Origin of the sequence: Methylocystis rosea, from assembly GCF_003855495.1 — a bacterium.
In the GTDB taxonomy this organism is placed as follows: Bacteria; Pseudomonadota; Alphaproteobacteria; order Rhizobiales; family Beijerinckiaceae; genus Methylocystis; species Methylocystis rosea_A.
The window spans coordinates 2,588,617-2,601,491 of record NZ_CP034086.1 but is presented as its reverse complement, the minus strand read 5'-3'; the positions used below and the strand labels follow the sequence as shown (position 1 = coordinate 2,601,491).

General features: G+C 64.1%; 10 protein-coding genes. 5 read left to right on the top strand and 5 right to left on the bottom strand.

Features of this window, described 5'->3' with window-relative positions; translation table 11 throughout:
- The first annotated feature begins 221 nt into the window (after window positions 1–221).
- From EHO51_RS12525 to EHO51_RS12505, 5 genes are all read left to right on the top strand, one after another.
- The gene (locus EHO51_RS12525) at window positions 222–1,712 is read left to right on the top strand and encodes a DegQ family serine endoprotease (RefSeq protein WP_124739177.1); all 1,491 of its coding nucleotides are present in this window, start codon (window positions 222–224) and stop codon (window positions 1,710–1,712) included.
- Between the two features lie 6 nt (window positions 1,713–1,718).
- On the top strand, window positions 1,719–2,036 hold the full coding sequence (gene cutA, locus EHO51_RS12520) for a divalent-cation tolerance protein CutA (RefSeq protein ID WP_124739176.1): 318 nt from the start codon (window positions 1,719–1,721) through the stop codon (window positions 2,034–2,036).
- A 94-nt stretch (window positions 2,037–2,130) separates the two neighbouring features.
- A complete protein-coding gene (gene sppA / locus EHO51_RS12515) occupies window positions 2,131–3,102 on the top strand; it encodes a signal peptide peptidase SppA (RefSeq protein ID WP_124739175.1) in 972 nt (323 codons plus the stop codon).
- A gap of 46 nt (window positions 3,103–3,148) precedes the next feature.
- Entirely contained in the window at window positions 3,149–3,439 is a 291-nt protein-coding gene (ihfB, locus tag EHO51_RS12510; RefSeq protein ID WP_014890734.1) for an integration host factor subunit beta, read from the top strand.
- 115 nt (window positions 3,440–3,554) lie between these two features.
- Window positions 3,555–3,896 (top strand): LapA family protein, encoded by a 342-nt coding sequence (locus EHO51_RS12505; protein WP_124739174.1) that lies wholly within the window; start codon window positions 3,555–3,557, stop codon window positions 3,894–3,896.
- A gap of 24 nt (window positions 3,897–3,920) precedes the next feature.
- On the opposite strand, the gene EHO51_RS12500 is transcribed toward EHO51_RS12505, so the two are convergent.
- The 5 genes from EHO51_RS12500 to EHO51_RS12480 all read right to left on the bottom strand — a co-directional run bounded on the left by EHO51_RS12500 (window position 3,921) and on the right by EHO51_RS12480 (window position 12,719).
- Window positions 3,921–7,214 (bottom strand): error-prone DNA polymerase, encoded by a 3,294-nt coding sequence (locus EHO51_RS12500; protein ID WP_124739173.1) that lies wholly within the window; start codon window positions 7,212–7,214, stop codon window positions 3,921–3,923.
- Entirely contained in the window at window positions 7,211–8,575 is a 1,365-nt protein-coding gene (locus EHO51_RS12495; RefSeq protein WP_245434882.1) for a Y-family DNA polymerase, read from the bottom strand. The genes EHO51_RS12500 and EHO51_RS12495 overlap by 4 nt, the downstream gene beginning before the upstream one ends.
- A gap of 91 nt (window positions 8,576–8,666) precedes the next feature.
- On the bottom strand, window positions 8,667–9,473 hold the full coding sequence (locus EHO51_RS20885) for a hypothetical protein (protein ID WP_124739172.1): 807 nt from the start codon (window positions 9,471–9,473) through the stop codon (window positions 8,667–8,669).
- 295 nt (window positions 9,474–9,768) lie between these two features.
- Complete coding sequence (locus EHO51_RS12485; RefSeq protein WP_124739171.1) at window positions 9,769–11,589, bottom strand: c-type cytochrome; 1,821 nt, start codon at window positions 11,587–11,589, stop codon at window positions 9,769–9,771.
- A complete protein-coding gene (locus EHO51_RS12480) occupies window positions 11,577–12,719 on the bottom strand; it encodes a catalase family protein (RefSeq protein ID WP_245434583.1) in 1,143 nt (380 codons plus the stop codon). The genes EHO51_RS12485 and EHO51_RS12480 overlap by 13 nt, the downstream gene beginning before the upstream one ends.
- Window positions 12,720–12,875 lie beyond the last annotated feature (156 nt).

Here is a 12,875-nt window from a genome sequence, read left to right as displayed (position 1 = left end):
TCGTCATGATGATCAACAAACGCGGCGTCGCACCCGGTCATCGGGATGCGGCGCCGAAAGTGTTTTAAGGGCAAGAAGCGTCCGAGAACTCGCACGCCGCCGGACGTCCGGCTGGCGCTCGACGACGCATCTCGCGCAGAACGAACATTGCGGCGCATTCTTATCGTCTCGCGTCTTTGCGTCTATAAATGCGCCGGCAAAAACGAGCTACGGAGCGCTTCATGAAGATTTCGGCGCGTCACATTTTTATGGCTGCGGCGCTCGCCTGCGCCCTCGCGGCGCCTTTGGCCTTCGCGCGCGCCGAAGTCTCGCCCGAGGCGGCTCAGACCGCCTCGCCAAGGCCGCCTGGCCGTGTCGAGAGCTTTACGCCGCCGGCGCCCGATCGCGCCGTGCCGACCAGCCGCGGCGAGCTGATGAATTCCTTCGCGCCGGTGGTCAAAAAGGCTCAGCCGGCCGTTGTCAACGTCTTCGCGTCGCGCGTCGAGCGCATGCCCGCCAATCCGCTGTTCGACGACCCGATCTTTCGTCGCTTTTTCGGCGAGGGTGGCGGCATGCCGGGGCGCAACATGGCGCAGTCGCTGGGCTCGGGCGTCATCGTCGATCAAAGCGGCCTAGTCGTCACCAACAACCACGTGATCGAGGGCATGACCGACGTGAAAGTGGCGCTCGCCGACAAGCGCGAATTCGCCGCCAAGATTTTGTTGCGCGATCCGCGCACCGATCTCGCGGTGCTGAAGCTGGTCGACGGCGCCAATTTTCCGACGATGGAGCTTGGCGATTCGGACGCGCTCGAGGTCGGCGATTTGACGCTCGCGATCGGCAATCCCTTTGGCGTCGGTCAAACGGTGACGCAAGGCATTATTTCGGCGCTTTCCCGCACCCATGTCGGCATCAGCGACTATGGCTTTTTCATTCAGACGGACGCGGCGATCAATCCCGGCAATTCGGGCGGACCGCTGGTCGATATGAACGGGCGCGTCGTCGGCATCAATTCCGCGATCTTCTCGAAGTCCGGCGGATCTGTCGGCATCGGCTTCGCCATTCCCGTCAATATGGTGAAGAGCGTGATCGCCGCCGCGAAGGGCGGCGGCAAGCAGGTGCGGCGGGCCTGGATGGGCGCGACGCTGCAGACGCTCTCGCAGGAGATCGCCGACGGCCTCGGGCTCGATCGTCCCACCGGCGCTCTGCTGGCCGACGTCGATCCGAAGGGGCCGTCAGCTGAAGCCGGCCTAAAGCGCGGCGACGTCATTATCTCGGTTGACGGCCAGACGGCCGATGACCCGGAGGCGGTCGGCTATCGGCTCGCCACCAAGCCGATAGGCGGGCAGGCGACGCTCGGCGTGTTGCGCGGCGGCAAAAAGATTGTCGCGCAAATTCGCCTCGCGCCGGCGCCGGAAACGCCGCCGCGCGACGCGATAAAGATAAAGGGCGCGTCGCCCTTCGCCGGCGCGACGGTGATGAATATTTCTCCCGCGGTCATCGAAGAGATGTCGGTGCAGGGAACGACCAATGGCGTCGTCGTGTCCGAGGTCGACGACGGCTCCTATGCGCAGCAGCTCAATCTGCAGCGCGGCGACATCATTCTCGCGGTCAATGATCAAAAGATCGGAACGACGCGCGATCTGGAGAGCGTAACGGCAGGGCGCGCCTACTATTGGAAGATCACCCTGGCGCGCGGCGGGCAGGTGTTCACGACCGTCATCGGCGGTTAAATCGGCATGAGCGGCCTTGTGATCCTCGTCACAACGATCGACGACGAGGAAAAGGCGCGCGCGCTTGCCCGGGCGGCGCTCTCCGCGAAGCTCGCCGCCTGCGTTCAGATATATCCCACTCGCAGCCATTACGTCTGGAAGGATGAGATGCGCGAAGAGCCGGAGTTTTTACTGCACATGAAAGCGCGCGGCGACGACTATCCCGCGCTTGCCCAACTGGTCCGCCGTCTGCATAGCTATGAGACGCCGGAAATTCTGCGCATCGACGTCGCTGAGGCGGACCGAGATTATCTCGCCTGGGCGATGGAGGCGACGCGACGGTAAGCGCGCCGGCGGAGCGTCTTCCAAAGCGTCGATCTCGGCATTACGTTCTGCGCGGCGAGCCTCCGCGCGCCACGCTAGCCATCGGGACCCCTGGATGTCACCTCCCACCGACTATTTCGTTGATCGCCGCAGGCTTCGCCGCAAGCTCGGCTGGTGGCGTCTCGCCGCTCTGATCGCTTTGGGTGTCGCGGGCCTCGTCGCCGTGGTTCGGCTCGGCGGAGCCGACTCGGCGGATAAGCTCACGCCGCACATCGCCCTTCTCGAGCTGCAGGGCGTCATCACTGGCGACGATGATACGATCGATATGATCAAGAAGATCGGGGAATCGAGCCAGACGAAGGCTCTGCTGCTGGAAATTGAGAGTCCTGGCGGCACGACGACGGGCTCGGAACGGCTCTATGAGGAGCTTCGGCGCGTCGCCGAGAAGAAGCCCGTCGTCGCCGTTGTCGGAACGGTGGCCGCGTCCGGCGCCTATATCGCCGCGCTCGCCGCCGACACGATCGTCGCGCGCGGCAATTCGCTGGTCGGCTCGATCGGCGTGCTGTTCCAATATCCCAACGTCTCGAAGTTGCTTAATAATTGGGGCGTCGAGGTCGAGACGATAAAATCGTCGCCGCTCAAGGCCGCGCCGAACGGGCTCGAACCGACGAGCCCCGCAGCGCGCGAAGCGATCGCCAGTCTTGTCGCCGACTCCTTCGCTTGGTTCAAGGCGTTGGTTCAGGAGCGGCGCAAGCTTGACGACGCGGAACTCGCGAAGGTCTCTGACGGCCGTGTCTTCACCGCGCGGCAGGGCGTGCCGCTGAAGCTCGTCGATCTCATCGGCGGCCAGCGCGAGGCCATTGACTGGCTGGTCGCCAACAAGGGAATTGCGAAAGACACGCCTGTGCGCGAGTGGAAGAAGAAATCCAGCCTCGAGCGGCTTGGGCTTGTCGGCGCCGCCGCCGGCCTCGCGCGGGTCGCCGGATTGGAATCGATCGCCGGTTTTTTAGAAAAATCAATTCTGCTCGAACGGAGCGGCGAGCTTGACGGCCTTTTGGCGATTTGGCAGCATTCGGCCGCAAACTGACTCGGGCGTCCGCGCTGTGTTCGACGCCAACATATTGGATCGGCTCATGATAAAGTCGGAACTTATTCAACGTATCGCGCGCCGAAACGGCCATCTGTACCAGCGCGACGTCGAGACGATCGTCAGCACGATTCTTGACGAGATCACCTCGGCGCTGGCGCGGGGCGATCGCGTTGAATTGCGAGGCTTCGGCGCTTTCTCGGTCAAGAAGCGCGATGCGCGCACCGGCCGCAATCCGCGCACGGGCGCGCAGGTGTCGGTGCAGCAAAAGAGCGTGCCGTTCTTCAAAACCGGTAAAGAGATGCGCGAGCGCCTCAACGAGAATTATCCGGGCTGAGGCGATTTAAAGCGGCTGCGTCCTCTGGGTCTCGGGACGCGCGGCAGCGGCGAAGCGGCGGCTGTATGTGGCGGCTGCCCAGCGTGTTGCGCGGCGCCGGCAAGAGGGAGATGTTATGAAGTCCATCCTGCGCGTCATCGTTTTCGTTCCTCTGGCGCTCATCATTTTGTTTTTCTCGATGGCCAATCGTGGCTCGGTGCGCATCGGGCTTGATCCCTTCGCACCGAGCGACGGATCGGGTCCTTCTTTCGAGGCGCCGATCTTCCTTGTCGTTCTGGCGTCGATGGCGATTGGCGTGCTTGCGGGCGGGATCTCTTCCTGGCTGGGGCATCTCTCCGTGCGCCGCGCCGCGAAGATCGCTCGCGCCGAGGCGCGCAAGACGCGCGTGGAGATCGATAAGCTGCGTCAGCAGGCGTTGGCGAGCCTGCCGGCCGATAAGAGAGTGAAGAGCAGTTAAGCGGCTGTTGCTGTCGCTGCGCCTTCAATGGAAATCCCGCGACTTCGGCAGAACGCGGACATTGCGCGGATGGCCGCCGCGCGGATGCTGGGGATGGATGAATTCGTCGGCGCGAGACAGGACGATTTCCGGCCGATGCGCTTCTGACAGCCTATTGAGATCCTGGCTGCGGTCGATAATGCGCTGCGCCATCAGATGCACGACATTTTCGGGGCTCTTCTGCACCCTTCCTTCCACCAGCATGAGTCGTGACGCCATCGTCTCGCGGCGGTAGCGCTCGAAGAGCCGCGCCCAGATGACGATATTGAGGATGCCGGTTTCATCTTCGAGCGTGACGAAAATGGCGTTGCCCTGGCCGGGCCGCTGGCGCACCAGCACGACGCCGGCGCCGCGCGCAAAGGCGCCGTCAGTGAGCGCCGAAACTTCCGCGCAGGTCCTGATGCGCTCGCGCGCGAAAATCGGCCGCAGCACCGCCATTGGATGGGCTTTCAGCGAGAGCCGCAGCGTCTGATAGTCGGCGGCGACATGTTCGCCAAGCGACATGGACGGCAGCAGCGGATCTTGTTCCTTGGCGAGTTCGCGCGCGTCGGCGGCGGCAAAGAGCGGCAGGGGTTTGGCGTCGGGCAGACGCCGCACGGCCCAGAGCGCGTCGCGGCGGTCGCTTTGCAATGAGCGGAAAGCGTCGGCGTCGGCGAGCGCGCGCATCGTCGCCCCGTTGAGCGCCGCCCGCCGCGCAAGGTCTTCGACGCTGTCATAGGGCTTCGTCCGCGCTTCGACGATGCGCCGTCCTTCGTTCTCATGCACGCCGTCCGCTTGCCGGAAGCCGAGACGCAGCGCCAAATCTCCCGTACGTTCCAGCGTATTGTCCCATTCGCTGAAATTCACGTCGACGGCGCGCACGTCGACGCCATGCTCGCGCGCGTCGCGCACGATCTGCGCCGGCGCATAAAAGCCCATCGGCTGCGAGTTGAGCAGCGCGCAGGCGAAGATCGCCGGATAGTGGCATTTGATCCAGGAGGAGATGTAGACGAGCTTGGCGAAGGACGCGGCGTGGCTTTCGGGAAAGCCATAGGAGCCGAAGCCCTTGATCTGCTCGAAACAGCTTTGCGCGAAGCCGCGATCATAGCCGCGCGCCGCCATGCGTTCGACCATCAGCGCCTCGAATTCATGGATGGTGCCAAGATTGCGGAAAGTCGCCATCGCGCGGCGCAGACGATTGGCTTCAACGTCGGAGAATTTTGCGGCGACCATGGCGAGCTTCATCGCCTGCTCCTGAAAGAGCGGCACGCCCTTGGTCTTTTCGAGCACCTTGCGCAATTCATCCGCCGGCCCGTGCTCGGGCGCCGGCGAGGGATAGATCACCGGCTCGCTTCCGGAGCGGCGGCGCAGATAGGGATGCACCATATTGCCCTGAATGGGTCCCGGCCGCACGATCGCCACCTGAATGACGAGATCGTAGAATTCACGCGGCTTCAGACGCGGCAGCATGTTCATCTGGGCGCGGCTTTCGACCTGAAAGACGCCGATGGAATCGCCCCGGCACAGCATGTCGTAGGTCGCTCTATCGTCGGCCGGGACGTCGGCGAGGCCCATGTCCTTTCCTTCATGGGCGCGCAAGTAATCGAAACATTTGCGAATGCAGGTGAGCATGCCGAGCGCCAGCACATCGACCTTCATCAGGCCGAGCGCGTCGATGTCGTCCTTGTCCCATTCGATGAAAGTGCGCTCCGGCATCGCGGCGTTGGCGATGGGCGTCAGCTCGTCGAGTCGTCCGCGCGCGAGAACGAAGCCGCCGACATGCTGCGAGAGATGGCGCGGAAAGCCGAGCAGCCGCGTCGCGAAACGAATGGCGCGGCGGATGATGGGATTTTCCGGATCAAGCCCGGTCTGGCGGATGTAAGCCTGCGGAATGTCGGAGCCCCAACTGCCCCATTGCGTGCTGGCGAGCGCGGCGGTCACATCCTCGGTCAGTCCGAAGACCTTGCCGACTTCGCGAATGGCGCTGCGCGGCCGGTAGCTGATGACGGTCGCGACGAGGCCGGCGCGCTCGCGGCCGTATTTGCCGTAAATATGCTGGATGATCTCTTCGCGCCGCTCATGCTCGAAATCGACGTCGATGTCGGGCGGCTCCTTGCGCTCCTGCGAGATGAATCTGGCGAAGAGCAGATCGTTCTCCGCCGGATCGACGCAGGTGACGCCGAGCACATAGCAGACGGCGGAATTGGCGGCGGAGCCGCGCCCCTGGCAGAGAATCCCCTTGTCTTCGGCGATCCGCACGATGTCGTGAATAGTAAGAAAATAACGTGCGTAGTCGAGCGTCTCGATGAGCGCCAGCTCCTCGCGCAGAAGCCTCTCGACCTTCTCCGGCACGCCGTCTGGATAGCGCATGACGGCGTGGCGATAGGTCAGCTCCTCGAGCCATTCCTGGGGATTGCGCCCCGGCGGGACAGGCTCGTCCGGATATTCATATTTAAGTTGATCGAGCGAGAAATCGACGCGCGCGAGAAAACATTGCGTCTCCTCGATCGCCTCCGGCGCGTCAGCGAAGAGACGCGTCATTTCGTCGGGCGTCTTCAAATGGCGCTCGGCGTTGATCTCGAGCCGGCGTCCAGCTTGCGCGAGCGTCACGCCTTCTCGAATGCAGGTCATGACGTCTTGCAGATCGCGCTGGGCGGGATCGGCGTAAAGCGCGTCATTCGTCGCGAGCAAGGGCGTCTGCGTTCGCGCGGCGATCTCTTTCAATCTGGAAAGACGCCGCCTGTCGTCGCCGCGCCGCGGCATGGTCGCGCCGAGCCAGACGTCGCCTTGCGCAAGATCGCTCAGACGCGCGAGCGTCGAGGGCAGGCGCGCCAGATTGCGTGAAGGCATGACGATCAGCAGCAGATCGCGCGCGGCTTGTGCAAGATCGTCGAAATAAAGACGGCATTCGCCTTTCTTGGCGCGAAGATTCCCTATCGTCAGCAGCCGCGTGAGCCGTCCCCAGCCGTCGCGGTTTTGCGGATGAACGACGATGTCGGGCGTCTCGTCGGCGAAGACGAGCCGCACGCCGACGACGAGCTTGAAGGATTGGGCGCGCTCTGCGTCGAGCTGCGCCAGAAGCGCCGCATCGTCGCCAGCTGGCGGATCGCTTAATTTTTCGCGCAGTTCCTTAAGCGCGGCATAGGCGCGCACGACCCCGGCGACGCTGTTGCGGTCGGCGACGCCAATGCCGCTATGGCCGAGCAGCAGCGCCGTCAGCGCCATGTCTGACGGATGCGACGCGCCGCGCAGAAAGGAGAAATTCGTCGCCGCGACGAGTTCGGCGAAAGGCGCGCTCATGCGAAGAGCCCATGCAGGAACCAGCGCGGCGCGGCGGTTTCGCTTTCATAGAGCCCTTCGCGAAACACCCAGAAGCGGTGGCCTTCGCGATCCTCCAGCCGGTAATAGTCGCGCGTTCGCCTGTCGCGGCCGACTGCGTTGCGCCACCATTCCGGCGCGATGCGCTCAGGCCCTTCGGCGCGGGCGATCATGTGGCGCACGCGGCGCCATTTGAAATGCATCGGCGGCCCGTCCGGCGTCTCGGCCATTGTGTCGATGGGCTGCGGCGGATCAAACAGAAACAGCGGCCGCAAGGGCGGTTCGCCCGGCTCCGGCTTCTCCCAGGAATTGGGTTTGGAAGGAGACGCCGCGTAAACATAGGAGGCGGCGCGCACGGGATCATGCGTCTCATGCGTCGCAAAGCGCAGCACGCGTTCGCGGCCAAAACGCGCCGCCAGGCGATCGACGAGATCGGCGACGTCGCCTTCCTGCGCGTCCTGCCGCTCGAAGCCGATCTGGCTTTGCGCCAGAGTTTCGGCGTTGAGGACGCAAAAGCGGATAACGTCGAAGCCGAATCCCGGATCGAGCGGATCGGCGAGCGACTCGGCCTTCAGGCGAAAGAGCCGCAGCAGCGCCTCGACATTGCGCGAGGGCGCGCCGGTTTCGAAATTGAGGGCCGCGACGGCGCCGTCGGTGCGAAAGAAGCGCGCTTCAAAAGCGCGCCCGCCCTCGCCGCGCCTTTCGAGAATGCCCATCGCTTCCGCGATCAGCGGCCGCAGAACATTCTCTATCGCGGAGAGATCGAGGAAAGGCTCGGCGAAGCGCCGCTCGACCATGCATTCCGGCAAGGGCCGCAAGGGCGTGATGCGCGCGTCCTCGCGTCCCAGAATGCGGGTCAGCCGCCGCATGGTTTCGTCGCCAAAACGCGCCGTCAGCGCGGCCGAGGAACGATCGGCGAGATCGCCCAATGTCGTAAGGCCGGCGCGCGTCAGCGCCACGCTCGTCTCTTTTGGCGCTTCGAGCGCGGCGATGGAGAGCGGGCGTGTGAAAATTTCATCTTCGCCCGGAGGCGTGACGCCCTCTTGGCCAAAACGCGCCAGAGCGCGCGTGGCGTCCGGCGTTCCGGCGACGGCGGCGCGTCCCGTGAAGGAGAGGCGCGCCATCGCCTGTAAGATGCAGGCCCGCATCGCCGCTTCGCCGCCGAAAAGATGCGCGCAGCCGGTCGCGTCGAGTATGAGGCCGCAGGGCGGATCGAGCGCGACGAGCGGCGTGAACTGTTCACAAAAGGCGGCCAGCCGCAGCATCAGCCGCTCGTCGGCGTCAGGGTCGGCCTGCGCGACTGAGAGATGGGGCGCGCGCGCCCTGGCGTCGGCGAGCGTCATGCCCGGCGTCAGGCCGAGCGCGATCGCCTTTCGATCGAGCGCGTCGATGCGCAGCGCGCTGCGTTCTTTTTTGACGAGGATGAGCGGCGCGTCATCCGAATTTGCGTCCGGCCCTCTGCGACGCGCCTTCGCCAGGCGTTCCGCCGACAGGAAGGGAAGCCACAGGGCCAGATAGCGACGATGCGTCGAATGTTCTGTCCTCGAAGGCGCCACGGTCACGGTTCCACTCCACACGCCACTCATGCGACTCTTGCCCCGCCGCGCCGCCGCGCTGGCGCAGCAGAAAAATCGTAAAAGCCGCTGATCCCGGCGCATTCGCCGCAAGCGCGCGGGAAGGCGCGGCGCGCACAAGCCAGCGGCTGGCGGCGGCGCTCGGCGCAGGGGAGGCGCCGACGCGGGCCACGAAGATCGGCGCGCCGGCGGTGGCGGCCGCCAGAGCCAGGCGCCGGCTCGCGGTCAGATCATAGGCGCGCGCTTCGCCGAAGAGTTCGATCAGCGTCGCGCCCACAGTTGCGCAGCGTCCGGCTTCGACGCCCGCCTGCAGCGCCTCCTTGGCGTCGCGCACGCGAATGAAGGCGACGGCGGCGGGATCGAGGCCGATGTCGGCGAGGCCCGGCGGATAGGGCGCGCCGGATTCGGCGCTCAGCGCCTCGGGGCGCGCCCAGAGCAGCGGCTTTTCCGCGCCCGCCAGTGCGCGCCTGGCGAGCGCCAAAGCGAAGCCCGTCGCCGCCGGAGCGTCGGCGGCGGTCTCGGCATAGGCCTCATGCAGCCCGGCGCGGAGAATGCCGCCGCCGAGCCGCCGATCGAGGCTTTCCGCTCCGAGCGCGATCGTCTCGGAAGGGACGGCCGAATAGGCGCAAGCCAGGCTTTGCCGCAGCGACGCCAGCGGTTGGGTCATCTCATGAGTTCCTGTTATGTTCTTATAATGACTCGCCATGCGGGAGAGTCAAGGCGGGGCTGCAGGGCTCCGTATCCAGGTTAACAAGGCGTCATCTCACCGCGTCATGGCCGCGCTTGTCGCGGCCATCCACGCGATGACACGACGCAAATGTCAGGACATGAGCCGAACATGCCGTCTCCACGTGATGCGTTTCGCGATGTCCCGGCGTGGATGCCCGGCACAAGGCCGGGCATGACGGCTGCGGGGAGGAAGATTCCGGACGGCTGATGCCCGCCGCGCCGGGCTTCGAATGTCACTTCGTCTTCAGATATTCGACGATCGCCATGGCGCCGGGGATGTCGTCAGACCAATCGAGCTTCAAGGTCTTGCCGTCCTCGACGACGTCCTTGTCGTGCCCCTTGTTGGAAAGCGCCGGAAAGGACGCCGTGTCGAAACGATAGCCCTCGCGCGAGAGCGTCTGCGCCGGCTCCCAGGAGAAGCCGACGAGCTTCTTGTCATAGTCGAGCCGGCTCTTGATGAAGACGGCCGGGCGCTCGCGCGGCACGAGGAGATGATAAAGCGTCGGCACTGAGCCGTTGTGCAGATAGGGCGCCTGCGCCCACACGCCGCCAAGCGGCAGGGCGTTATAGCCCTCATGCGTCGCGGGATCGGCCATGGAGACGTCGGCGCGGTTCTCCAGCGAGACGTCTTCGAACTTCGCGCAGGGCGCAAGCCGGTCGCCCGAGGGCGGCATCTCGACGACTCTCGTCGGCGGACAGATCTTCGTAAAACTGTCGCGGGCGTTTTTCGCAATCGTGTCGCTGACGACGCGCGCCCGTCCGAGATCGGTGCCGAGGTCGTAGACCTTGCCGTTATGCGGCCGATGACACGCCGCGCAGTTCTCGTCGAACAGCGCCGCGCCTTTTTTCGCGAGCGCGAGATCGACGGGGAAGGGGTACACGGGCGCCGGCAGATCGCGCAGCAGATCCTCGCTGAAGGCGGCGATGCGGATGTCGGTGTCGCGTCCGAGCCCCAGCGTCAATTCGGCGGCGAGGTTGCGGAAAATCGGAATCGGAATATTGCCGTTCCATTGCCCGCCGCCGTCGACGAGTTGCGTGTGATCCGGGGACCAGCGGGCCAGACGCTTCTCCTGCTCCCACACGGCCATGAAGTCGGTGATGCCCGGCGTCGGCGGCAGGCTTGTTTTCGGATCGGGAGTTTCGCCGCGCGCTTCGGCGGCGGCGTAGACCATCGACGTGCTGACGCCGGTCGCGTCGGCCATGCCGCCGAAGCCTTGCGTCATCTGCTCCTCGAAGCCTTTGTAGTTCTTGAAGACGAGATCGAGGAGCGAGACGTATTCGAGTCCGGCGCGCGTCAGGAATTTTTCGACGATCGCCGGCGCGTCCTGCATGAAGAGTTCGATCTGACGCGTCTCATAGGCGGCGTCGAAGCGGCGGCCGGCGAAAGAGTAATTCTTGTAGAAGTAATTTCTGTCTTGGGCATGCGCCTTGTCGAGCGCGACGAGAATGGCACGCGTCGCGCGTTCGATCTTCTCCTCGGGCGTTGTCGCGTCCGCGGTGATCTTCTTGATCGTGTTTCTCACTCTGACGCGATATTGGACGAGGTTGAACTGCGCGTTCACGCCGCCGTCGAGATAGCGCAGACTGCCGTCGTCGAGCCGCACCCGACCGATATGGCAGGCGCCGCAACTCAACGCCGCGTAGTCGAGGGCGCCGCTGGGATCGTTGCGCGCCAGGCCGGTCCAGCCGAAGCCGCGCGCGATGGGGTAGGTGGGATCGCGCTCGTCGATGAAGAGGCCGGCGACGTCGAGAAAATTATCGGCGCTTCCCCATTCTTCGGGCGCGAGCTTTGGCAGGAGCTTCAAAATGATGAACGGAGCGCCGTCGGTCAGGCCGAAGGGAAAATCCGCAAACCAGCGATAGGCGACCGGCTTTCGGCTGATATAGGCGTCGAGCGCCTTCAATCTTTTTTCCTGCTCGGCGCGCCACTCGCCGCCGGCCGGCGCCGTTTGCGCGAATGCCGGCGCGTGGAGACAGGCGTGTGACGCCAGAGTCAGGCATGCGACGAACGAAATGCGCGCGATCGCGCGTGTGAGACGCGTCACCACGGCCATTTTGGGAATCCCGTCGGCTCTTTGGGCTGGGACCGGAACTTCGAGGAGGCGATATAGACGTCGCGACGCAGCCGATTGATGCCGCCGATCGGCTGATGCGCCGTGAGTCCGTGCCATGGCGTGAACGCCATATGCTCGCATTCCGTCACCTGAAACGCATTGTCGAAATCTTGCTGGTCGATCTCGATGGTCGCGACATTTTGCGGCGGCGCGGTCGTCTCCGACCATTCGGCCGTCGCATCTTCGATCGGCAGCGAATCGTCATTACGCAGCTGGACTTTGAAATCGAAGACAGCCGGCTTGCCATTGGCGGGATCGAGGCTCTTCTTCATCGCCTCGCGCAGATAATTCGTGGTTGGATTTGCCGGCACGGGCGTCTTTTCCGCGCTTCTCGGCGTCACGCTGAATTTCGCGACCCTGTCGGAGCCATAAAGAAACGGCGCAGCCGAAAAATACGGACTCTCGAGCGGATTGCCGACATTGGTTTGCTGGATCTTCTTGACGACGCCCAGGGTCTTCTTCTTCTCGGGCGAGAGCGGCGGCGCAAAAAAAGACGAGATGTCGTCGTGTTTGGCGAGCTGGATTTTTGTAACTTCCAAATATTCGGAGACGTTCGGAAAGGCGAAGCCGGGAAGATTGATCAGCAGGAAATCCTGCGTCTTCGCTCCCGGCTCGTTCAGCAAGGTTTCTCCCTCGACGCCGATGAGCTTGATCGCCATGCCGCGGCTGTCGGGACCATTCTTGCCGAGATCTGGCGCGAGAAACGGCGTGGCGTTGGAGAAGCGAATCCAGGCGGGATATTTCTTGCCCGGCGTCGCGAAGACGCCAGCCCGGTAATTTGGGGGAATATCCGAATTGACGGTAAATGTCGCTTTGACACAGCCGTGATCTTTTGGATGCACGCCGCGCCGCGCCATCCCTTCCGGATAGCGCATCTGCAGAAGCTGCGTGGTGAGCGAAATGATCTGCCCGATCTGCTCGGCTTCGCCCTGAGGCGCTTTCTCGAATTTGGTGAGCGGGGCAGCCGGTACGGCGGCCGCCGCCTGTTCGGCGCTGGCTTGGCGCTGGCTTGCTGACATCGCCAAAAGCATGGCGGCCGTCGCGACAGACGCGCTCCGTCTTCTCATCATGTTTTCCCTCCCCTCGAGAAAGCGATTTCTTGAATTGCGCATTTGAAAGAAGTCCGCCGCAAGGACGTTATACGCCCGCGTGACCTTGACGCCTAGAATGGCGCTAACGACGTTGTGCAGAATGTTGAGCCGGCGACAGCAGATGCGGTTGCGGCG

Excerpts from the sequence above, each read along its gene's own strand:
- EHO51_RS12480 (WP_245434583.1), bottom strand. The coding sequence starts at position 12,719 with ATGATGAGAAGACGGAGCGCGTCTGTCGCGACGGCCGCCATGCTTTTG.
- sppA (WP_124739175.1), top strand. The coding sequence starts at position 2,131 with ATGTCACCTCCCACCGACTATTTCGTTGATCGCCGCAGGCTTCGCCGC.
- EHO51_RS12525 (WP_124739177.1), top strand. The coding sequence starts at position 222 with ATGAAGATTTCGGCGCGTCACATTTTTATGGCTGCGGCGCTCGCCTGC.
- ihfB (WP_014890734.1), top strand. The coding sequence starts at position 3,149 with ATGATAAAGTCGGAACTTATTCAACGTATCGCGCGCCGAAACGGCCAT.
- EHO51_RS20885 (WP_124739172.1), bottom strand. The coding sequence starts at position 9,473 with ATGACCCAACCGCTGGCGTCGCTGCGGCAAAGCCTGGCTTGCGCCTAT.
- EHO51_RS12500 (WP_124739173.1), bottom strand. The coding sequence starts at position 7,214 with ATGAGCGCGCCTTTCGCCGAACTCGTCGCGGCGACGAATTTCTCCTTT.
- EHO51_RS12485 (WP_124739171.1), bottom strand. The coding sequence starts at position 11,589 with ATGGCCGTGGTGACGCGTCTCACACGCGCGATCGCGCGCATTTCGTTC.
- EHO51_RS12495 (WP_245434882.1), bottom strand. The coding sequence starts at position 8,575 with ATGACGCTCGCCGACGCCAGGGCGCGCGCGCCCCATCTCTCAGTCGCG.
- cutA (WP_124739176.1), top strand. The coding sequence starts at position 1,719 with ATGAGCGGCCTTGTGATCCTCGTCACAACGATCGACGACGAGGAAAAG.
- EHO51_RS12505 (WP_124739174.1), top strand. The coding sequence starts at position 3,555 with ATGAAGTCCATCCTGCGCGTCATCGTTTTCGTTCCTCTGGCGCTCATC.